Annotated in this window: 17 protein-coding genes; 12 read left to right on the top strand and 5 right to left on the bottom strand. The window is 70.3% G+C overall.

Annotated elements, in window-relative coordinates; all coding sequences use genetic code 11:
• Window positions 1-96 precede the first annotated feature (96 nt).
• The 11 genes from uvrC to pgi all read left to right on the top strand — a co-directional run bounded on the left by uvrC (window position 97) and on the right by pgi (window position 12,657).
• Entirely contained in the window at window positions 97-2,193 is a 2,097-nt protein-coding gene (uvrC, locus tag ACO0M4_RS37405) for an excinuclease ABC subunit UvrC (protein WP_430375594.1), read from the top strand.
• Entirely contained in the window at window positions 2,190-3,143 is a 954-nt protein-coding gene (gene rapZ, locus ACO0M4_RS37400; RefSeq protein WP_430375593.1) for an RNase adapter RapZ, read from the top strand. Before uvrC ends, rapZ begins: the two co-directional genes overlap by 4 nt.
• The gene (locus tag ACO0M4_RS37395) at window positions 3,140-4,201 is read left to right on the top strand and encodes a gluconeogenesis factor YvcK family protein (RefSeq protein WP_430375592.1); all 1,062 of its coding nucleotides are present in this window, start codon (window positions 3,140-3,142) and stop codon (window positions 4,199-4,201) included. The genes rapZ and ACO0M4_RS37395 overlap by 4 nt, the downstream gene beginning before the upstream one ends.
• The gene (gene whiA / locus ACO0M4_RS37390; protein WP_430375591.1) at window positions 4,192-5,181 is read left to right on the top strand and encodes a DNA-binding protein WhiA; all 990 of its coding nucleotides are present in this window, start codon (window positions 4,192-4,194) and stop codon (window positions 5,179-5,181) included. The genes ACO0M4_RS37395 and whiA overlap by 10 nt, the downstream gene beginning before the upstream one ends.
• 252 nt (window positions 5,182-5,433) lie before the next feature.
• Window positions 5,434-6,438 carry a type I glyceraldehyde-3-phosphate dehydrogenase gene (gene gap, locus ACO0M4_RS37385; protein WP_430375590.1) on the top strand — a complete coding sequence of 335 codons (1,005 nt, stop codon included), beginning with the start codon at window positions 5,434-5,436 and terminating at the stop codon, window positions 6,436-6,438.
• 111 nt (window positions 6,439-6,549) lie between these two features.
• On the top strand, window positions 6,550-7,761 hold the full coding sequence (locus ACO0M4_RS37380; RefSeq protein ID WP_430375589.1) for a phosphoglycerate kinase: 1,212 nt from the start codon (window positions 6,550-6,552) through the stop codon (window positions 7,759-7,761).
• A 6-nt stretch (window positions 7,762-7,767) separates the two neighbouring features.
• On the top strand, window positions 7,768-8,544 hold the full coding sequence (tpiA, locus tag ACO0M4_RS37375; protein ID WP_430375588.1) for a triose-phosphate isomerase: 777 nt from the start codon (window positions 7,768-7,770) through the stop codon (window positions 8,542-8,544).
• A 141-nt stretch (window positions 8,545-8,685) separates the two neighbouring features.
• Window positions 8,686-8,922, top strand: coding sequence for a preprotein translocase subunit SecG (gene secG, locus ACO0M4_RS37370; protein ID WP_390012972.1), 237 nt, complete (start codon window positions 8,686-8,688; stop codon window positions 8,920-8,922).
• 152 nt (window positions 8,923-9,074) lie between these two features.
• Complete coding sequence (locus ACO0M4_RS37365) at window positions 9,075-9,410, top strand: RNA polymerase-binding protein RbpA (protein WP_016578660.1); 336 nt, start codon at window positions 9,075-9,077, stop codon at window positions 9,408-9,410.
• A 248-nt stretch (window positions 9,411-9,658) separates the two neighbouring features.
• Window positions 9,659-10,924, top strand: coding sequence for an MFS transporter (locus ACO0M4_RS37360; protein ID WP_430376043.1), 1,266 nt, complete (start codon window positions 9,659-9,661; stop codon window positions 10,922-10,924).
• Between the two features lie 56 nt (window positions 10,925-10,980).
• Window positions 10,981-12,657: a glucose-6-phosphate isomerase gene (gene pgi, locus ACO0M4_RS37355; protein ID WP_430375587.1), complete on the top strand. Its 1,677-nt coding sequence runs from the start codon at window positions 10,981-10,983 to the stop codon at window positions 12,655-12,657.
• Window positions 12,658-12,745: 88 nt separating this feature from the next.
• On the opposite strand, the gene pgl is transcribed toward pgi, so the two are convergent.
• From pgl to tkt, 5 genes are read right to left on the bottom strand one after another with little or no spacing between them, the layout of a single operon-like run.
• Entirely contained in the window at window positions 12,746-13,552 is an 807-nt protein-coding gene (gene pgl, locus ACO0M4_RS37350; protein ID WP_430375586.1) for a 6-phosphogluconolactonase, read from the bottom strand.
• Window positions 13,549-14,607 (bottom strand): glucose-6-phosphate dehydrogenase assembly protein OpcA, encoded by a 1,059-nt coding sequence (gene opcA / locus ACO0M4_RS37345; protein WP_430375585.1) that lies wholly within the window; start codon window positions 14,605-14,607, stop codon window positions 13,549-13,551. Before opcA ends, pgl begins: the two co-directional genes overlap by 4 nt.
• A complete protein-coding gene (gene zwf / locus ACO0M4_RS37340) occupies window positions 14,604-16,136 on the bottom strand; it encodes a glucose-6-phosphate dehydrogenase (protein ID WP_430375584.1) in 1,533 nt (510 codons plus the stop codon). The genes opcA and zwf overlap by 4 nt, the downstream gene beginning before the upstream one ends.
• Before the next feature lie 4 nt (window positions 16,137-16,140).
• Entirely contained in the window at window positions 16,141-17,259 is a 1,119-nt protein-coding gene (tal, locus tag ACO0M4_RS37335) for a transaldolase (RefSeq protein WP_430375583.1), read from the bottom strand.
• 34 nt (window positions 17,260-17,293) lie between these two features.
• On the bottom strand, window positions 17,294-19,396 hold the full coding sequence (gene tkt / locus ACO0M4_RS37330) for a transketolase (RefSeq protein ID WP_430375582.1): 2,103 nt from the start codon (window positions 19,394-19,396) through the stop codon (window positions 17,294-17,296).
• Window positions 19,397-19,915: 519 nt separating this feature from the next.
• On the opposite strand from tkt, the gene ACO0M4_RS37325 reads away from it, so the two are divergent.
• Window positions 19,916-20,866 (top strand): heme o synthase, encoded by a 951-nt coding sequence (locus ACO0M4_RS37325; RefSeq protein ID WP_390012958.1) that lies wholly within the window; start codon window positions 19,916-19,918, stop codon window positions 20,864-20,866.
• The last annotated feature ends 42 nt before the right edge of the window (window positions 20,867-20,908 follow it).

Below are 20,908 nucleotides of genomic sequence, written 5' to 3'. Positions count from 1 at the left end.
CGGAGTCCGTCCCTCCGCCCCGTCCACCGGGTATCGGAGGGGCGGGCTCCGCCGCTACGGCCCTGATTGTCGGTGGCGGTCAGTAGGGTGGTGGGCATGGCAGACCCCAGCAGCTATCGACCCAAGCCGGGACAGATCCCCGACTCGCCGGGGGTCTATAAGTTCCGCGACGAGCACGGCCGGGTCATCTACGTAGGCAAGGCCAAGAGCCTGCGCCAGCGCCTGGCCAACTACTTCCAGGACCTGGCCGGTCTCCACCCGCGCACGCGCACGATGGTCACCACCGCCGCCTCGGTGGAGTGGACCGTCGTCTCCACCGAGGTCGAGGCGCTCCAACTCGAATACAGCTGGATCAAGGAGTTCGACCCGCGGTTCAACGTCAAGTACCGCGACGACAAGAGCTATCCGTACCTCGCGGTGACCCTGGGCGAGGAGTTCCCCCGTGTCCAGGTGATGCGCGGCGCCAAGAAGAAGGGCGTCCGCTACTTCGGCCCGTACGCCCACGCCTGGGCCATCCGCGAGACCGTCGACCTGCTGCTGCGGGTCTTCCCCGTGCGCACCTGCTCCGCCGGCGTCTTCAAGCGCTCCGCCCAGATCGGCCGCCCCTGCCTGCTCGGCTACATCGGCAAGTGCTCGGCCCCCTGTGTCGGCCGGATCTCCCCCGAGGAGCACCGCGAACTCGCCGAGGAGTTCTGCGACTTCATGGCCGGCCGCACCGGCGCCCACATCCGCCGCCTGGAGCGCGGGATGCAGGAGGCCGCCGAGGAGATGGAGTACGAGCGCGCCGCCCGGCTGCGCGACGACATAGGCGCGCTCAAGCGGGCCATGGAGAAGAGCGCGGTGGTGCTCGCCGACGCCACCGACGCCGACCTGATCGCCGTCGCCGAGGACGAACTCGAAGCCGCCGTCCAGATCTTCCACGTCCGCGGCGGCCGGGTGCGCGGCCAGCGCGGCTGGGTCACCGACAAGGTCGAGGCGGTCACCACCGGCGATCTCGTCGAGCACGCCCTCCAGCAGCTCTACGGCGACGAGCAGGGCGACGCGGTGCCCAAGGAGGTCCTGGTGCCGGCGCTCCCCGAGCCGGTCGAGCCGGTCGCCCAGTGGCTCACCCAGCGCCGCGGCTCCCAGGTCTCGCTGCGCATCCCGCAGCGCGGCGACAAGAAGGACCTGATGGCCACGGTCGCGCGCAACGCCCAGCAGGCGCTGGCCCTGCACAAGACCAAGCGCGCCTCCGACCTGACCACCCGCTCGCGCGCCCTGGAAGAGATCGCCCAGGCCCTCGACCTGGACACGGTCCCGCTGCGCATCGAGTGCTTCGACATCTCGCACCTCCAGGGCGAGGACGTCGTCGCCTCGATGGTGGTGTTCGAGGACGGTCTCGCCCGGAAGAGCGAATACCGGCGCTTCCAGATCAGGAGCTTCGTCGGCCAGGACGATGTGCGCTCCATGCACGAGGTCATCGGGCGCCGCTTCCGGCGCTACCTCCAGGAGAAGCAGAAGTCCGGCGAGTGGATCGAGGAGCCGACCCCTGAGGACCCCACCGGGACCGCCGCCGTGGACCCGGCTCAGGACCCGGCTGCGGAACCGACCACCGACGCCACCGACGCCGATTCCGCCGACCACCTCACCGACGAGGACGGCCGCCCCAAGCGGTTCGCCTACCCGCCCCAGTTGGTGGTCGTCGACGGCGGCGCCCCCCAGGTGGCGGCCGCCCGCCGGGCCATGGACGAGCTGGGCATCGACGACGTCGCGGTCTGCGGCCTGGCCAAGCGCCTGGAAGAGGTCTGGCTGCCCGGCGAGGACGACCCGGTGGTGCTGCCGCGCAGCAGCGAGGGGCTCTACCTCCTCCAGCGGGTCCGCGACGAGGCACACCGCTTCGCGATCACCTACCAGCGCAACAAGCGCGGCAAGCGGCTGAAGTCCTCCCCACTGGACACCGTCCCCGGGCTCGGCGAGAGCCGCCGGCAGGCGCTCCTCAAACACTTCGGCTCGCTGAAGAAGCTGCGGGCCGCCACGGTCGAGGAGATCTGCCAGGTCCCGGGCGTCGGCCGGAAGACCGCCGAGACGGTCGCCGCGGCGCTGGCCACCGCGGCCCCGTCCGCCCCCGCGGTGAATACCGCCACAGGAGAGATCATTGAGGATGACGGGGCCCCACCGGCCGCGTTGTCAGCAGAACGGGGGCAGGACCGATGAGCACACCGCACGAGACGCAGGAACCCGAGAGAGACGGTGCACAGGTGAGTACGGGCACGATGCGCGAAGCCGACCAAGGCGAGAGCGCCGCGATCCCCGAGCTGGTGATCATCTCCGGCATGTCCGGCGCCGGCCGCAGCACGGCGGCGAAGTGCCTGGAGGACCTCGGCTGGTTCGTCGTCGACAACATCCCGCCCGAGCTGATCCCGCCGATGGTCGAGCTGGGCGCCCGCTCGCAGGGCAACGTCGCCAAGATCGCCGTGGTCGTCGACGTCCGCGGCCGCCGCTTCTTCGCCAATCTCAAGGAGTCGCTGGCCACCCTCGACGCACAGAACGTCAAGCGCCGCATCGTCTTCCTGGAGTCCTCCGACGAGGCCCTGGTGCGCCGCTTCGAGTCCGTCCGCCGCCCGCACCCCCTCCAGGGCGACGGCCGGATCGTCGACGGCATCGCCGCCGAGCGCGACCTGCTGCGTGAGCTGCGCGGCGACGCCGACCTGGTCATCGACACCTCCAGCCTCAACGTCCACGAACTCCGCGCCAAGCTCGACGCCCAGTTCGCCGGCGAGGAGGTCCCCGAGCTGCGCGCCACGGTCATGTCCTTCGGCTTCAAGTACGGCCTGCCGGTCGACGCCGACATGGTCGTCGACTGCCGCTTCATCCCCAACCCGCACTGGGTCCCCGAGCTGCGCCCCTTCACCGGCCTGAACGAAGAGGTCTCCCAGTACGTCTTCAACCAGCCCGGTTCCAAGGAGTTCCTGGACGGCTACACCGAGCTGCTGCGCCTGGTCGCGGCCGGCTACCGCCGCGAGGGCAAGCGCTACGTAACCGTCGCCGTCGGCTGCACCGGCGGTAAGCACCGCAGCGTCGCGATGTCCGAGAAGCTGGCCCGCCGACTGATCTCCGAGGGCGTGGAGACGGTCGTCGTGCACCGGGACATGGGGCGCGAATGACCCCCCGTACGCCACGGCTGCGCCGGGTCCGCCGCTTCGTCCCCAGCGCCCGCATGGCGAAGGGCGCCACCCCCAAGGTGGTGGCGCTCGGCGGCGGCATGGGCCTGTCCGCCTCGCTCGCCGCGCTGCGCCGCATCACCCGGGACCTGACCGCCGTGGTCACCGTCGCCGACGACGGCGGCTCCAGCGGCCGGCTCCGCGACGAGCTGGGGGTGCTGCCCCCAGGCGACCTGCGCAAGGCGCTGGCCGCGCTGTGCGGTGACGACGACTGGGGCCAGACCTGGGCCCGGGTGATCCAGCACCGCTTCCACAGCGAGGGCGAGCTGCACGACCACGCGGTGGGCAATCTGCTGATCGTCGCGCTGTGGGAGCAGCTCGGCGACCACGTCCAGGCGCTCGACCTGGTCGGCAAGCTGCTCGGCGCGCACGGCCGGGTGCTGCCCATGTCGGCGGTGCCGCTGGAGCTCCAGGCCCAGGTCAAGGGGCTGGACCAGGATCACCCGGACGAGATCAGCACCGTCTGCGGCCAGGCCACCGTCGCCCTGACCCGCGGCGAGGTGCAGTCCGTCCACGTGGTCCCCGAGGACCCGCCGGCCGTCCCGGAGGCGGTCGCCGCGGTCCGCGATGCCGACTGGGTGGTGCTCGGTCCCGGTTCGTGGTTCTCCTCGGTCATCCCGCACCTGCTCGTGCCCGAGTTGCGCGAGGCACTGGAGGAGACCCAGGCGCGAAAGGTGCTCTCGCTCAACCTCGCACCCCAACCGGGAGAAACCGAGGGCTTCTCCCCGCAGCGTCATTTGGAGGTTTTGGCCCGACACGCCCCTAAACTCGCCTTCGACGTGGTGCTGGCCGACGAGGCCGCGGTGCCCGACATCGATGGTCTGACGGTTGCCGCCAAGCAGCTGGTAGGCAGCGAGGTCGAGCTGGCCGCGGTCGCTGCACGCGGAGACGACACCCGGTCAGGTTCCGGGGGAGCCCCCGACCGGCACGATCCGGAACTGCTGGCAGCCGCGTACGACCGTATTTTTCGGATGCATGGAAGGATCGGCCCATGGCGATGACGGCTGCGGTGAAGGATGAGATCTCCCGGCTCCCCGTCACCCGGACCTGCTGCCGGAAGTCGGAGGTCTCGTCGATCCTGCGGTTCGCGGGTGGTCTGCACCTGGTCAGTGGCCGCATTGTGATCGAGGCGGAGCTCGACACGGGCATCGCCGCCCGCCGGCTCCGCAAGGACATCCTGGAGATCTTCGGCCACTCCTCCGACCTGGTGGTGATGGCCCCCGGCGGCCTGCGGCGCGGCAGCCGCTACGTGGTCCGCGTGGTGGCCGGCGGCGACCAGCTGGCCCGGCAGACCGGCCTGGTCGACGGCCGTGGCCGCCCCATCCGCGGCCTGCCTCCACAGGTGGTCTCCGGCGCGACCTGCGATGCCGAGGCCGCCTGGCGCGGTGCCTTCCTCGCCCACGGCTCGCTGACCGAGCCCGGCCGCTCCTCCTCCCTGGAGGTCACCTGCCCTGGCCCCGAGGCCGCCCTCGCCCTGGTCGGCGCGGCCCGCCGGCTCGGCATCGGCGCCAAGGCCCGCGAGGTGCGCAGCGTGGACCGCGTCGTCGTCCGTGACGGTGATGCCATCGGCGCACTGCTGACGCGGCTCGGTGCCCATGAGTCGGTGCTGGCGTGGGAGGAGCGGCGGATGCGCCGCGAGGTCCGGGCCACCGCCAACCGCCTCGCCAACTTCGACGACGCCAACCTCCGCCGCTCGGCGCGGGCCGCGGTCGCCGCCGGCGCCCGGGTCCAGCGCGCCCTGGAGATCCTCGGCGAGGAGGTGCCCGAACACCTCGCCGCCGCCGGCCGACTGCGGATGGAACACAAGCAGGCGTCCCTGGAGGAGTTGGGCGCGCTGGCCGATCCGCCGCTGACCAAGGACGCGGTCGCCGGGCGGATCCGGCGGCTGCTCGCGATGGCCGACAAGCGGGCCCAGGACCTGGGCATCCCGGGCACCGAATCCAACCTCAGCGAGGAGCTCGCGGACGGCATGGTCGGCTGACCCAGAGCGCCCCTCGTTCACCCGCGCCCCCGACACCCGCACTGGGTGTCGGGGGCGCGGGCGTGTGGCCGTCGTGAAGGGGCGCGCACGGGGAGGCGTCAGAGGGGCTCGAAGCCGCTCACCTGAGCATCTTTGGGCGCCGATGTCAATGTCACGTACGTCTCGTTCAGGAGGTAGGGTCGGAGGCGGTCGGGGACAGTCCATACACCTCGCCGGTATCCAAAACCGGCGTACCAACGAGGAGATCGGTTCGTGACGATCCGCGTAGGCATCAACGGATTCGGCCGCATTGGTCGCAACTACTTCCGCGCGCTCCTGGAGCAAGGTGCGGACATCGAGATCGTCGGTGTCAACGACCTGACCGACAACGCCACCCTGGTCCACCTGCTGAAGTACGACACCATCCTGGGTCGTCTGAAGCAGGACGTCAGCCACACCGACGACTCCATCACGGTCGGCGACCAGACCTTCAAGACGATGGCCGAGCGCGACCCCGCCAACCTCCCCTGGGGCGAGCTGGGTGCCGACATCGTCATCGAGTCGACCGGCATCTTCACCAAGCGCGAGGACGCCGCGAAGCACCTCGCCGCCGGCGCCAAGAAGGTCCTGATCTCCGCGCCCGCCAAGGGCGAGGACATCACCATCGTGATGGGCGTCAACCAGGACAAGTACGACGCGGCCAACCACCACGTCATCTCCAACGCGTCCTGCACCACCAACTGTGTGGCGCCGATGGCCAAGGTCCTCGACGAGAGCTTCGGCATCGTCAAGGGCATGATGACCACGGTCCACGCGTACACCAACGACCAGCGCATCCTGGACTTCCCGCACTCGGACCTGCGCCGCGCCCGGGCCGCCGCGGAGAACATCATCCCGACCTCGACGGGCGCCGCCAAGGCCACCGCCCTGGTCCTCCCGCAGCTCAAGGGCAAGCTGGACGGCATCGCCATGCGCGTCCCGGTCCCCACCGGCTCGGTCACCGACCTCGTCCTGGAACTCGACCGCGAGGTCAGCAAGGACGAGATCAACGCCGCCTTCCAGAAGGCCGCCGAGGGTCAGCTCAAGGGCATCCTGGAGTACACCGAGGACCCGATCGTCTCCTCGGACATCGTCAACTGGCCGGCCTCCTGCACCTTCGACTCCTCCCTTACGATGGCGCAGGGCAACCAGGTCAAGATCGTCGGCTGGTACGACAACGAGTGGGGCTACTCCAACCGTCTGGTGGACCTCACCGTCTTCGTCGGCGGCCAGCTCTGATCACTGCCTGACGTCACCCAAGGCACCGGAATGTGTGGACGGGGCTCGTAGGACGCGGTAGCGCGTCGTACGGGCCCCGTCCCATGACGGACTACAACGGAGTCACTTCACATGAAGACGATCGACGACCTCGCCACGGAAGGCGTCGCAGGCAAGCGGGTCTTCGTCCGCGCCGATCTCAACGTTCCTCTGGAAGGCACCACCATCACCGACGACGGCCGGATCCGCGCCGTCGCCCCGACGATCGCCAAGCTGGCCGGGCTCGGCGCCAAGGTGATCGTCGCCTCCCACCTGGGCCGTCCCAAGGGCGCCCCGGAACCCGCCTTCTCGCTGGCCCCCGCGGCCCAGCGGCTCGGTGAAATCCTCGGCCAGGACGTGGCGTTCGCCACCGACACGGTCGGTGAGTCGGCCGCATCCGTGGTCGCGGGTCTGGCCGACGGCCAGGTGGCCGTCCTGGAGAACCTCCGCTTCAACGCGGGCGAGACCAGCAAGGACGACGCCGAGCGCGGCGCCTTCGCCGACCAGCTCGCCGAGCTCGCCGACCTCTATGTGGGCGACGGTTTCGGCGCCGTGCACCGCAAGCACGCCTCGGTCTTCGACCTGCCCAAGCGGTTGCCGCACGCCGCCGGCGACCTGATCGCCACCGAGGTCGGCGTCCTGAAGAAGCTCACCGACGACGTCAAGCGCCCCTACGTGGTGGTGCTCGGCGGCGCCAAGGTCTCCGACAAGCTCGCTGTCATCGACAACCTGCTCAAGAAGGCCGACCGCATCCTGGTCGGCGGCGGCATGGCGTACACCTTCCTGGCGGCCAAGGGTCACGAGGTCGGGATCTCGCTGCTCCAGAAGGACCAGATCCCGGTCTGCCTGGAGTACCTGGCGGAGGCGGAGAAGCGCGGCGTGGAGTTCGTGCTCCCCGTCGACGTGCTGGTTTCGGCCGACTTCCCGGACCTGAAGACCAAGGCCCCGGCCCACCCCGAGCTCGTCGCCTCGGACGCCATCCCGGCCGACAAGGAGGGCCTGGACATCGGCCCGAAGACCCGCGAGCTCTACGCCGCGAAGCTCGCCGACGCGGGCACCGTCTTCTGGAACGGCCCGATGGGCGTCTTCGAGCACCCCGACTACGCGAACGGCACCAAGGCCGTGGCGCAGGGGCTGCTGGACTCGGCCGCCTTCACCGTCGTCGGCGGCGGTGACTCGGCCGCCGCGGTGCGCCTGCTCGGCTTCGACGAGAATGCTTTCGGCCACATTTCGACCGGCGGCGGCGCCAGCCTCGAGTACCTCGAAGGCAAGACGCTCCCCGGCCTCGCCGCTCTGGAGGACTGAACAACCGTGAGTGACCGCACCCCGCTGATGGCGGGCAACTGGAAGATGAACCTCAACCACCTTGAGGCCATCGCCCACGTCCAGAAGCTCGCCTTCGCCCTCAACGACAAGGACTTCGACGCCGTGGAGGTCGCGGTCCTGCCGCCCTTCACCGATCTGCGCTCGGTGCAGACCCTCGTCGACGGCGACAAGCTCAAGATCAAGTATGGCGCCCAGGACCTGTCGGCGCACGGCTCCGGTGCCTACACCGGTGAGATCTCCGGCGCCATGCTGGCCAAGCTCAAGTGCACCTACGTGGCCGTCGGCCACAGCGAGCGCCGCCAGTACCACGGCGAGGACGAGGAGATCTGCAACGCCAAGGTCAAGGCCGCGTTCCAGCACGGTCTGACCCCGATCCTGTGCGTCGGCGAGGGCCTGGACGTCCGCAAGGCCGGCAACCAGGTCGCGCACACCCTCGCCCAGGTCGACGGCGGCCTGAAGGACGTCCCGGCCGAGCAGGCCGAGACGATCGTGATCGCCTACGAGCCGGTGTGGGCCATCGGCACCGGCGAGGTCGCCACGCCCGAGGACGCGCAGGAGGTCTGCGGTGCCATCCGCGGCCGCCTCGCCGAGCTCTACAGCCAGGAGCTGGCCGACAAGGTCCGCATCCAGTACGGCGGCTCGGTCAAGTCCGGCAACGTCGCGGCGATCATGGGGCAGCCGGATGTCGACGGCGCCCTGATCGGCGGCGCGGCGCTGGACGCGGACGAGTTCGTGAAGATCGTCCGCTTCCGCGATCAGTAGCAGCTATGACGACGGGCCCGGCCCGTCGTACCCTGTCGGGGCCGGGTCCGGTGTCGTGCGCACCGCCCGGCCCCGCACCGTCCGGCCCCGCCGGACGGTCGGTACGTTCCGTCCGACAGTCCTCAGAGAGTTGGTCCAGCCGTGGTCATCGGGTTCTCGATCGCCCTCATCATCTTCAGCGTGCTGCTGATGATGTTGGTGCTCATGCACAAGGGGAAGGGCGGCGGTCTGTCCGACATGTTCGGCGGCGGTATGCAGTCCTCGGTCGGCGGCTCCTCGGTCGCCGAGCGCAACCTCGACCGCATCACCATCGTGATCGCTCTGCTCTGGTTCGCCTGCATCGTGGTGCTCGGCGTCATGGTCAAGCTCGGCAGCTGACATACCGTCTAGGGCGCGGCCTATCATGAAGGCAGCGTCCCGGGACGGTAACTCGTGTCACTGGACGCGCGTTGGGCCTTTCGTAGACTGGGGCGCCCGCAGCGCAGTTGCTGTGAGAGGCACGCGGCACCATTACGCAGGGAGTTACGACCGTGGCAAGTGGCAACGCGATCCGAGGAAGTCGGGTCGGGGCGGGGCCGATGGGGGAGGCGGAGCGAGGCGAGTCCGCGCCGCGCATCCGCATCTCCTTCTGGTGCTCCAACGGGCACGAGACGCAGCCCAGCTTCGCCGGCGATGCCCAGGTGCCGGACACCTGGGACTGCCCGCGCTGTGGTTTCCCGGCCGGCAAGGACCGGGACAGCCCGCCGGACCCGCCGCGTACCGAGCCGTACAAGACGCACCTCGCCTACGTCCGGGAGCGCCGCAGCGATGCCGACGGCGAGGCGATCCTGGCCGAGGCGCTCGCCAAACTCCGCGGCGAGATCTGACGGAACCGCACCACACGCTCACACAGTTCACTACGACCGGCCCGGCCGGAGGGACACCGCGTCCCTCCCGCCGGGCCGGCCGCGTTTCCGGGTCCCGGCACGCGGTGCCGGGCGGGTTCGGTGGCATCTGAGGTGTGGGATGGGGAGGTTGCCCTAGGTCCGTTGTCAGTGCTCGACCGTACGGTTTTGTGCAGGGGGATCCCGCTCGGGGACCCCCAGGGTGCGGTACGGGGGCGGGCATGGCGGGGATGGGAGCGGGCGGTGCGGCGGGAGTTGCCGGGCTCGCCTGGGGCGGTGGGTTCGGGCGGTTGTGGAGCGCCGCCGTCGTCTCGCGTTTCGGCGACGCGCTGCGGGGCACAGCCCTCCCGCTGCTCGCCCATGCGGTGACCGCCGATCCGCTGCTGATCGCGCTGGTCACGGCCTGCGGGTTCGCGCCGTGGCTGGTCTTCGGGCTGCTCGGCGGCGCGGTCGCGGACCGGGTCGACCAGCGGCGGGCGATGTGGGCGGTCGATCTGCTGCGCGGGCTGTTGATGGGCGGTTTCGCGGTGGCGGTGGCGGCGGGTGCGGCCGGTATCGGGTTGCTGCTGGCGCTGGCCTTCGCGCTCACCACTCTCCAGACGCTCTTCGATAACGCCGCTACCGCCCTGCTGCCGGCGGTGGTGCCCAGGGAGGCACTGGCCACCGCCAACGCCCGTCTGATGACCGGGCAGGAGGTCGTTGGCCGGTTCGTCGGGGGACCGGTGGCGCCGGTGCTGATCGGGGTGAGCGTCGCGCTGCCCTTCGTGGCCGACGCGGCGACGTATCTGATCGCCGCCGCCCTGGTGGCGTCCCTGCGCACCGGTGCGCCGCCCCGGCCGCCGGCCCCCTCCGGGCGCACCCTGCGCAGGGAAATCGCGCAGGGCGTACGGGCGTTGTGGGGCGATCGGGTGCTGCGGGGGTGCTGCCTCTCGGTGGCGTTGGGCAACGTCGGCATCGGTGCGCTGATCGCCGAGCTGGTCGTGATCGTCAAGGACTGGCTGGGCGCAGGGGACTTCGGCTATGTCGCGGTGACCACGGGGTACGGCGCCGGCACGGTGCTCGGCGGGCTGCTGGCCGGCCGGGTTATCGCCGCGGTCGGCGGCCAGCTCCGCACCCTGCTGTGGGCCGGTGTGGTGCAGACCGCGGTGCTGGTGGTGTTCGGCACGGTGCGCGCGCTGTGGCCCGCGGCCCTGGCGCTGGGCCTGTTCGGCTTCGCCGGCACGGTGTGGAACGTCCTGGAGACCACGGTGGTGCAGCAGCGCGCCCCGGAGGCGATGCTGGGTCGGATCAGCTCCGCGTTCCGCACGATCTCGGTCGCCGGGACCCCGGTGGGCGCGCTGCTGGGCGGCGGGGCCGCGGTGGTCTGCGGGCCCAACTCCCCGGCGCTGGTGGCCGCCGCGCTGCTGGGGGCGGGCGCCGTGGTGCTGATACCGGTTGTTCGTGGCGGCGACAGCACCTCGTCCGACAGGGGACAGATACCTCATACCGCGCCCTGATCAATTAGGTTGGAGGACGGCGGGGCCGCTACGAGACGAAGAAGGCTGATGTCCGAATGAACGCAGAAGGCCGCGGCAGGCTCGACCAGATGCCTGAGTGGACCGCGTTGAGCAAGCACCGCGAGCAGATGGGGGAGGTGCACCTGCGCGAGCTGTTCGACAAGGACCCCGGTCGCGCCGAGCGCCTGACCCTCCAAGTCGGCGATCTGCACCTGGACTACTCCAAGCACCTGGTCACCGACGAGACCCTGCGGCTGCTCCGCGAACTGGCCGCGGCGACCGGCGTGGCCGAGCTGCGGGACGCGATGTTCCGCGGCGAGAAGATCAACATCACCGAGCACCGCTCCGTGCTGCACACCGCGCTGCGCGCGCCCGGCTCGGCGGTCATGGCCACCGACGGGGAGAACGTCGTCCCCGCGGTGCAGCACGTCCTGACGAGGATGGGCACCTTCGCCGACCGGGTCCGCTCCGGGAACTGGAAGGGCCACACCGGCCGGCGCATCAAAACGGTCGTCAACATCGGTATCGGCGGCTCGGATCTGGGCCCCGCGATGGCGTACGAGGCGCTGCGCGCCTACACCCACCGGGACATGCAGTTCCGCTTCGTCTCCAACGTCGACGGTGCCGACCTGCACGAGGCGGTCCGTGATCTGGACCCGGCCGAGACGCTGTTCATCATCGCCTCGAAGACCTTCACCACCATCGAGACGATCACCAACGCCACCTCCGCCCGCGACTGGCTGCTGGCCGGCCTCGGTGCCGGAGCGGAAGCGGTCGCCAAGCACTTCGTGGCGCTGTCGACCAACGCCGAGAAGGTCGCCGACTTCGGCATCGACACCGACAACATGTTCGAGTTCTGGGACTGGGTCGGCGGCCGCTATTCGTACGACTCCGCCATCGGTCTGTCGCTGATGGTCGCGATCGGTCCGGAGCGGTTCCGCGAGATGCTGGCCGGCTTCCACCTCGTCGACGAGCACTTCCGGACCGCCCCGCCGGAGGAGAACGTCCCGCTGCTGCTGGGCCTGCTGGGGATCTGGTACGGCAACTTCTGGGACGCCCAGTCGCACGCCGTGCTGCCCTACAGCCACTACCTCTCCAAGTTCACCGCCTACCTCCAGCAGTTGGACATGGAGTCCAACGGCAAGTCCGTGGACCGCCAGGGCCGGCCGGTGGGCTGGCAGACCGGCCCGGTGGTCTGGGGCACCCCCGGCACCAACGGCCAGCACGCCTACTACCAACTGCTCCACCAGGGCACGAAGACGATCCCGGCCGACCTGCTCGGCTTCGCCCGGCCGGTCGAGGACCTCCAGCCGCACCTGGTGGCCCAGCACGACCTGCTGATGGCCAACCTCTTCGCGCAGGGTCAGGCGCTGGCGTTCGGCAAGACCTCGGACGAGGTGCGGGCCGAGGGCGTCGCCGAGGAACTGGTGCCGCACCGCACCTTCCAGGGCAACCACCCCACCACCACGATCCTGGCGTCGGAGCTCAGCCCGTCGGTGCTGGGCCAGTTGATCGCGCTCTACGAGCACAAGGTGTTCGTCCAGGGCGCGGTGTGGAACATCAACTCCTTCGACCAGTGGGGCGTCGAGCTGGGCAAGGTCCTGGCCAAGCGCGTCGAACCGGCGCTCACCGAGACGTCGACATCAGCCGCCGGCGCGGCGGGCGACGTGCCGGGCCTGGACGCCTCCACGGCCGGCCTGGTCGCCAAGTACCGCGAGCTGCGCGGGCGTTGAGGCAATACGCCGACGGCCCCACACCCGCGGGGGTGTGGGGCCGTCGGCGTGTGTGCGGCGCTCCGGTGGGCCCGGTGCGCCGCCCGGCTCAGGAGGACGCCGGGGGGTAGAGGGCGCGCGGCAGTTGGGCGGCGGCCGCCTCGTCCAACAGCCACAGCGTCCGGCTGCGGCCGCGGGCCCCGGCCGCCGGGGCCTGCACCTCACCGGCACCGGACAGGGCGATGGCCGCGGCGTTGGCCTTGTCCTCGCCGGCCGCCAGCAGCCACACCTCCCGTGCCGCGCGGATCGCGGGCAGGGTCAGCGTGACCCGGGTGGGCGGCGGCTTGGGGGCACCGTGCACCCCGACCACGGCCCGCTCCCGCTCGTACACCGCGGGGAGTTCGGGGAAGAGCGAGGCGACGTGGGTGTCCGGGCCGACACCCAGCAGCAGTACGTCGAAGGACGGCACCGCACCGCCCGCGTCGGTAGCCGCTGACTGATAGTGCTCCGGGCTGGCGGCGGCGGCGAGTTCGGCCGCGTACGCCTCCGCTGCGGCGTCCGCGTCATGGCCGTACGGGCCGTCCGAGGGCGCCATCGGGTGCACCCGGGCCGGGTCCAACGGGACGCTGTCCAGCAGCACCTCGCGGGCCTGGGTGTAGTTGCGCTCCGGGTCGCCATCCGGCAGGAACCGCTCGTCGCCCCACCACAGGTCCAGCCGGGACCAGTCGATCGCGTCCCGGGCGGGCGCCTCGGCCAGGGCCGCGAGCAGCCCGTTGCCGTTGCGCCCGCCGGTGAGCACGACGGAGGCGGTGCCGCGGGCCGACTGGGCATCGACAATCTTGGTGATCAGTCGGGCCGCGGCGGCCTTCGCCATCAGCTCCTTGTCGCGGTGGACGACGACCTGCGGTGTGCTCACTTGGCGGCCGCCTTCTTGGCGGGCGCCTTCTTCGCGGACGGCTTGGCCGGGGCGTCCGCGTCCGCGGCCTTGCCGGTGGCCGGGTCCGCCGGTCGGTCCGCCGCGGCCGGTGCCGCCGGCGCTCCGCCCGGCTCGCCGATCCGCTCCACGCCGTACTTCAGCGCGGCGGCGTAGATGTCGTCCGGGTCGAGCCGGCGCAGTTCCTCGGCGAGCAGCTCGGAGGTCTCCCGCCGCTTGAGCGCCACCGCGCGGTCCGGCTGGCTGCGCATGGAGAGGGTGGCCAGGGAGCCGTCCGGACGGTCCAGGACAATCGTTCCGCCACTGGACTCCAGCCGTACCGCGGTGAGTCCGGGGCCGGCCGAAACGGTGCGCTCGACCGGGACGTCCAGCCTGCTGGCGAGCCACATGGCGAGCAGCTCGCAGCTGGGGTTGAACTCCTCGCCCTCGACCACGGCCGAGGTGACCGTGCACGGCGACTGGTCGAGCGCCGCCGCCAGCATCGAACGCCAGGGCGTGATCCGGGTCCAGGACAGATCCGTGTCACCCGGGGTGTACGTGTCGGCGCGTGCGGAGAGGTCCCGGACGGGCTCCTCGGAGGCGTAGGCGTCGGTGACCCTGCGCTGCGCCAGCGCGCCGAGCGGGTCCTTGGCCGGGTCCAGCGGGGCGTTGACCGCCCACCACACCACGACCGGGGCGTCCGGCAGCAGCAGCGGCAGCACCACGGACTGGGCGTGGTCGATCGCCTCGCCGTACAGCCGCAGCACCACCGTCTCGCCGGTGCCGGCGTCCGTGCCGACCCGCACCTCGGCGTCCAGGCGGGCCTTGGCGCGGTCGCGCGGTGACCGGCTGACCCGCTTGATCACGACGAGGGTGCGCGAGGGGTGCTCGCGGGAGGCGTCGTTGGCGGCCCGCAGGGCGTCGTAGGCGTTCTCCTCGTCGGTGACGATGACGAGGGTGAGCACCATGCCGATGGCCGGGGTGCCGACGGCGCGGCGGCCCTGGACCAGTGCCTTGTTGATCTTGCTGGCCGTGGTTTCCGTCAGATCGATCTTCATGGCCGACGCCAGCTCCGTCCGTCTCGTGCGAGCATTTCGTCTGCCTCGTCGGGCCCCCAGGTGCCCGCCGGGTACTGCGCGGGCTTGCCGTGCTTGTCCCAGTACGTCTCGATCGGGTCGAGGATCTTCCAGGAGAGCTCGACCTCCTCCAGGCGCGGGAAGAGGTTGGCGTCGCCGAGCAGCACATCGAGGATCAGTCGCTCGTACGCCTCGGGGCTGGACTCCGTGAAGGACTCGCCGTACGCGAAGTCCATCGACACATCGCGCACCTCCATCGAGGTGCCGGGCACCTTGGAGCCGAACCGCACGGTCACGCCCTCGTCCGGCTGCACCCGGATGACCAGGGCGTTCTGCCCCAGCTCCTCGGTGGCGGTGTGGTCGAACGGGGAGTGCGGGGCGCGCTGGAAGACCACCGCGATCTCGGTGACCCGGCGGCCCAGGCGCTTGCCGGTCCGCAGGTAGAAGGGGACGCCCGCCCAGCGGCGGTTGTCGATCCCCAGCTTGATCGCGGCGTAGGTGTCGGTCTTCGACCTGGGGTCGATACCGTCTTCCTCGACGTAGCCGACGACCTTCTCGCCACCCTGCCAGCCGGCCGTGTACTGCGCCCGGACGGTCTCCCTACCGAGGTCCTTGGGCAGCCGGACGGCGCCCAGCACCTTGGTCTTCTCCGCGACCAGCGCGTCCGCCTCGAAGGAGGCGGGCTCCTCCATGGCGGTCAGCGCGAGCAGCTGGAGGAGGTGGTTCTGGATGACGTCACGGGCGGCGCCGATGCCGTCGTAGTAGCCGGCCCGGCCGCCGATGCCGATGTCCTCGGCCATCGTGATCTGCACGTGGTCGACGTAGCTGCGGTTCCACAGCGGCTCGAACATGGTGTTGGCGAACCGCAGCGCCAGGATGTTCTGGACCGTTTCCTTGCCCAGGTAGTGGTCGATCCGGAAGACCTCGTTGGGCGGGAAGACCTCGTGGACGATCCGGTTGAGTTCCTGAGCGCTCTCCAGGTCGTGGCCGAAGGGCTTCTCGATCACCGCGCGGCGCCAGGAGTCCGCCTTCTGATCGGCCAGCCCGTGCTTCTTGAGCTGCTGGACGACCTTGGGGAAGAACTTCGGCGGCACCGACAGGTAGAAGGCGAAGTTGCCGCCCGTCCCCTGCGCCTTGTCGAGCTCGTTGATGGTGTCCTTGAGCGTCTCGAAGGCTTCGTCGTCGTCGAAGTTGCCCTGGACGAAGCGGCAGCCCTGGACCAGCTGCTGCCAGACCTCCTCGCGGAACGGCGTACGGGAGTGCTGCTTGACGGCTTCGTACACCTCGTGCGCGAAGTCCTCGTCCTCCCACTCGCGGCGGGCGAAGCCGACCAGCGAGAAGCCCGGCGGCAGCAGACCCCGGTTCGCGAGGTCGTAGACGGCGGGCATCAGCTTCTTACGCGACAAATCGCCCGTGACGCCGAAAATGACCAGGCCCGACGGCCCCGCGATGCGCGGGAGCCGTCGGTCCGCGGCGTCACGGAGCGGGTTCGCTCCATGAACAGCGGTCAAGGGATCAGCCCTCCGAAGGAGCGAGGCGCGCAAGCTCCGCCTCGGTCGACTTGAGCAGGTCGTTCCAGGACGCCTCGAACTTCTCCACGCCCTCGTCCTCCAGGAGCTGCACGACGTCGTCGTACGAGATCCCGAGCGCGGCGATCGCATCGAGGTCGGCCTGGGCGGCGGCGTAGGTGCCACGCACCGTGTCACCGGTGATCTGGCCGTGGTCGGCGGTGGCCTGCAAGGTGGCCTCCGGCATGGTGTTGACCGTGCCCGGGGCTACCAGCTCGTCCACGTACAGGGTGTCCTTGTACGCGGGGTCCTTCACGCCGGTCGAGGCCCACAGCGGACGCTGCTTGTTGGCGCCCACCTTGTCGAGGGCGGCCCAGCGCTCGGAGGAGAAGACCTCCTCATACGCCTGGTACGCCAGTCGGGCGTTGGCCAGCGCGGCCTTGCCCTTGAGCGCCTTGGCCTCGTCGGTGCCGAGCTTCTCCAGGCGCTTGTCGATCTCGCTGTCCACGCGGGACACGAAGAACGACGCCACCGAACGGATCTTGGACAGGTCCAGGCCCGCGGCCTTGGCCTTCTCCAGGCCCGCGAGGTAGGCGTCCATCACCTCGCGGTAGCGCTCCAGCGAGAAGATCAGGGTGACGTTGACGCTGATGCCCAGGCCGATCACCTCGGTGATGGCCGGCAGGCCCGCCTTGGTGGCCGGGATCTTGATCAGCGTGTTCGGGCGGTCCACCAGCCACGCCAGCTGCTTGGCCTCGGCGATGGTCGGCGCGGTGTGGTGCGCCAGCCGCGGGTCCACCTCGATGGAGACCCGGCCGTCCTGACCACCGGTGGCGTCGAAGACCGGGCGCAGCACGTCGGCGGCGTCCCGGACGTCGGCCGTGGTGATCATGCGGATGGCCTCGTCCACGGTGACCTTGCGGGTCGCCAGGTCAGCCAGCTGCTGGCTGTAGCCGTCGCCCGAGGAGATCGCCTTCTGGAAGATCGAGGGGTTGGTGGTGACGCCGACGACGTGCTGCTGGTCGATCAGCTCGGCCAGATTGCCGGACGTGATGCGCTTGCGCGACAGGTCGTCCAGCCAGATCGCCACGCCCTCGTCGGAGAGGCGCTTGAGTGCGTCTGTCATGGGTTCTGCATCTCCTACTTGTCGTATACGGGCGTCAGCGCGCGGCGGCGGCGAGCGATTCCCGCGCGGCGGTGGCCACCGCTTCGGGGGTGAAGCCGAACTCGCGGAAGAGGAGCTTGGCGTCGGCCGAGGCACCGAAGTGCTCCAGGGACACGATCCGCCCGGCGTCCCCGACGTAGCGGTACCAGGTCAGGCCGATGCCGGCCTCCACGGCCACCCGGGCCTTGACGGACGGCGGCAGCACGCTGTCGCGGTACTCCTGGTCCTGCTCCTCGAACCACTCCACCGACGGCATCGACACCACGCGGGTCGGGACGCCCTCGGCCTGGAGCTGCTCGCGGGCCGCGACGGCCAGCTGCACCTCGGAACCGGTGGCGATCAGCACGACCTGCGGCGCAGCGCTCTGTCCGTCGGCCGTTTCGGCCTCGAAGCGGACGTAACCGCCCTTGACGGTGTCCTCGTTGGCCTCGTACGTCGGCACGCCCTGACGCGTCAGCGCCAGACCGTGCGGGGCGCCCACGCCGAACTTCTTCGTCCAGCGGCGCTGGATCTCGCGCCAGGCGATGGCGGTCTCGTTGGCGTCGGCCGGGCGCACGACGTTCAGGCCCGGGATGGCGCGCAGGGAGGCCAGGTGCTCGACCGGCTGGTGGGTCGGACCGTCCTCGCCCAGGCCGATGGAGTCGTGCGTCCACACGTACGTCACCGGCAGGTGCATCAGTGCGGACAGCCGGACGGCGTTGCGCATGTAGTCGGAGAACACCAGGAAGGTGCCGCCGTAGACACGGGTGTTGCCGTGCAGCGTGATGCCGTTCATCTCCGCGGCCATGGAGTGCTCGCGGATGCCGAAGTGGATGGTCCGGCCGTACGGGTCGGCGCCCGGCAGCGGGTTGCCCTCCGGCAGGAACGACGAGGTCTTGTCGATCGTCGTGTTGTTCGACCCGGCGAGGTCGGCGGAGCCGCCCCACAGCTCGGGGATGACCGCACCCAGCGCCTGGAGCACCTTGCCGGACGCGGCACGGGTGGCGACGGACTTGCCGGTCTCGAACGAGGGGACGTGGTCCTCCCAGCCCTGGGGCAGCTCGCCCGCGGCGATCCGGTCGAACTCGGTGGCGCGCTCGGGGTTGGCGGTTCGCCAGGCGGCGAACGACTTCTCCCACTCGGCGCGGGCCTCGCGGCCGCGGTCCAGGGCACCGCGGGTGTGCGCCAGGACCTCGTCGGCGACCTCGAAGGACTTCTCCGGGTCGAAGCCCAGCACGCGCTTGGTGGCGGCGATCTCCTCGTCGCCCAGCGCGGAGCCGTGCGCGGCCTCGGTGTTCTGGGCGTTCGGGGCCGGCCAGGCGATGATCGAGCGGGCCGCGATGAACGACGGGCGCTCGGTCTCCGCCTTGGCGGCCTCAAGGGCCTTGGCCAGGCCGGCCGGGTCCAGGTCACCGTTGGGCAGCTGCTCGACGCGCTGGACGTGCCAGCCGTACGCCTCGTACCGCTTGCAGGTGTCCTCGGAGACCGCGGTCTCGGTGTCGCCCTCGATGGAGATGTGGTTGTCGTCCCACAGCATGACGAGGTTGCCGAGCTTCTGGTGGCCGGCCATGGAGGACGCCTCGGCGGCGATGCCCTCCTGGAGGCAGCCGTCACCGGCGACGACGTACACCATGTGGTCGAAGGGGGAGGTGCCCTGCGCCGCGTCGGGGTCGAACAGACCGCGCTCGTAGCGGGACGCCATCGCCATGCCCACGGCGTTGGCGACGCCCTGGCCCAGCGGGCCGGTGGTGGTCTCCACGCCGGTGGTGTGGCCGTACTCCGGGTGACCCGGGGTCTTCGAGCCCCAGGTGCGGAAGCTCTTCAGGTCGTCCAGCTCCAGGCCGTAGCCGGCCAGGAAGAGCTGGATGTAGAGGGTCAGGCTGGAGTGGCCTGCGGAGAGGACGAACCGGTCCCGGCCGGTCCAGTCCGCGTCGGCGGGGTCGTGCCGCATCAGCTTCTGGAAGAGAACATAGGCGGCGGGCGCCAGGCTCATGGCCGTACCCGGATGGCCGTTACCGACCTTCTGCACGGAATCCATGGCCAGGACGCGGACGGTGTCCACCGCCCGCTGGTCCAGTTCGGTCCACTCGAAATCTGTGGTGGTCGGCTTGGTGCTCACCCTGAGTCAGGGCTCCTCTCCACATGTCGAATGCGGACGTCATGTCCGCCAGGCGGTGTCGAGCCTACCCCCGTAAATGCGCCCGCCTTTTCGACGCTCAGTCGGTGATTTCCACGCTCAGTCGGTGCTCAGTCGGCGGTCGGGGCGCTCACTCGACGGATGGCTGTCGGGGGAACAATTGTCGCTTAGGGCAACGAAGTAGATGCTTGGGGTATTCCCGGTGCCGGGGTCGCGCCATAGGACCAGACTGCCGGGCACCGGGCGCCTCCGCCTCTTGAACGCCGGGCGAACCTCCCGGGAAAGCTCCGGACAAACCGTCACGGGGTCCGCCGGGCATGCCGCCGTCCCCACCCCGCACCCGGGCGCCCAACACGACCCCACCCCCGCGAGAGCCGCCGTATGGCCAACGTCTAAAGTGGCGTGGTAAGCGCAAGCCTTTACCGGGTGTTCACCGCCGGCGGAGCTTGCTGGCCTTATCTCCGCGGCCCAGGCCGCTGACGTTAACTTCCAGGGGTGTGCGTGACGGCCGTCGAAACCCGTCCTGCGGGGGGGCTCTCTCAAGTCCCCGGGAGTCCCGGTAACCGGCCGTTCGGGGCCCGGCTCAAGGCGTTCATCGCGCTGACCAAGCCACGGGTCATCGAGCTGCTGCTGATGACCACGGTGCCGGTGATGTTCCTGGCGGCCGGTGGTGTGCCGGACCTGTGGTTGGTGCTGGCGACCTGCATCGGCGGTTACCTCTCCGCCGGCGGTGCCGCCGCGTACAACATGTACCTCGACCGCGACATCGACGCGATGATGGACCGCACCTCCCAGCGGCCGCTGGTGACGGGCATGGTCTCGCCGCGCGAATGCCTGGTCTTCGCCACCGCCCTCGCGGTCGGCTCCACCGCCTGGTTCTGGTTCCTCGTCAACCCGCTGTCGGCGATGCTGTCCCTCGGGGCGCTGCTCTTCTACGTCGTCGTCTACACGATGATCCTCAAGCGGCGCACCTCGCAGAACATCGTCTGGGGCGGCATCGCGGGCTGCATGCCGGTCTTCATCGGCTGGTCCTCGGTGGCCAACACGGTCTCCTGGGCGTCCGTCGTCCTCTTCCTCGTCATCTTCTTCTGGACGCCGCCGCATTACTGGCCGCTGTCGATGAAGGTCACGGAGGACTACAAGCGGGTCGGCGTGCCGATGCTGCCGGCCGTCGCGGGCAACAAGGTCGTCGCCCGGCACATCGTCCTCTACAGCTGGGTGATGGTCGCGGTCTCGCTGCTGCTCCAGCCGCTGGGCTACACCGGCTGGTTCTACACCGCCGTCGCGGTCGCCTGCGGCGCCTTCTGGCTCCGTGAGGCGCACGCCCTCCAGGCTCGCGCCAAGGCCGGCATCACCGGGCCCAAGCTCAAGGAGATGCGGCTGTTCCACTGGTCCATCACCTATGTGTCGCTGCTGTTCGTCGCCGTCGCCGTGGACCCGTTCCTGCGCTAGGAGGTGTGGGGGATCACCCCCACAAAAACGGTACTCGCGAGT

This window comes from Streptomyces sp. RGM 3693 (genome assembly GCF_050471125.1).
Classification (GTDB): Bacteria; Actinomycetota; Actinomycetes; order Streptomycetales; family Streptomycetaceae; genus Streptomyces.
The sequence above is the reverse complement of the archived record's forward strand: the minus strand, read 5'-3'. Positions and strand labels throughout refer to the sequence as shown.

Coding starts and splice junctions, on each gene's coding strand:
- uvrC (WP_430375594.1), top strand. CDS start 97: ATGGCAGACCCCAGCAGCTATCGACCCAAGCCGGGACAGATCCCCGAC.
- rapZ (WP_430375593.1), top strand. CDS start 2,190: ATGAGCACACCGCACGAGACGCAGGAACCCGAGAGAGACGGTGCACAG.
- ACO0M4_RS37395 (WP_430375592.1), top strand. CDS start 3,140: ATGACCCCCCGTACGCCACGGCTGCGCCGGGTCCGCCGCTTCGTCCCC.
- whiA (WP_430375591.1), top strand. CDS start 4,192: ATGGCGATGACGGCTGCGGTGAAGGATGAGATCTCCCGGCTCCCCGTC.
- ACO0M4_RS37380 (WP_430375589.1), top strand. CDS start 6,550: ATGAAGACGATCGACGACCTCGCCACGGAAGGCGTCGCAGGCAAGCGG.
- ACO0M4_RS37360 (WP_430376043.1), top strand. CDS start 9,659: ATGGGAGCGGGCGGTGCGGCGGGAGTTGCCGGGCTCGCCTGGGGCGGT.
- pgi (WP_430375587.1), top strand. CDS start 10,981: ATGAACGCAGAAGGCCGCGGCAGGCTCGACCAGATGCCTGAGTGGACC.
- opcA (WP_430375585.1), bottom strand. CDS start 14,607: ATGAAGATCGATCTGACGGAAACCACGGCCAGCAAGATCAACAAGGCA.
- tal (WP_430375583.1), bottom strand. CDS start 17,259: ATGACAGACGCACTCAAGCGCCTCTCCGACGAGGGCGTGGCGATCTGG.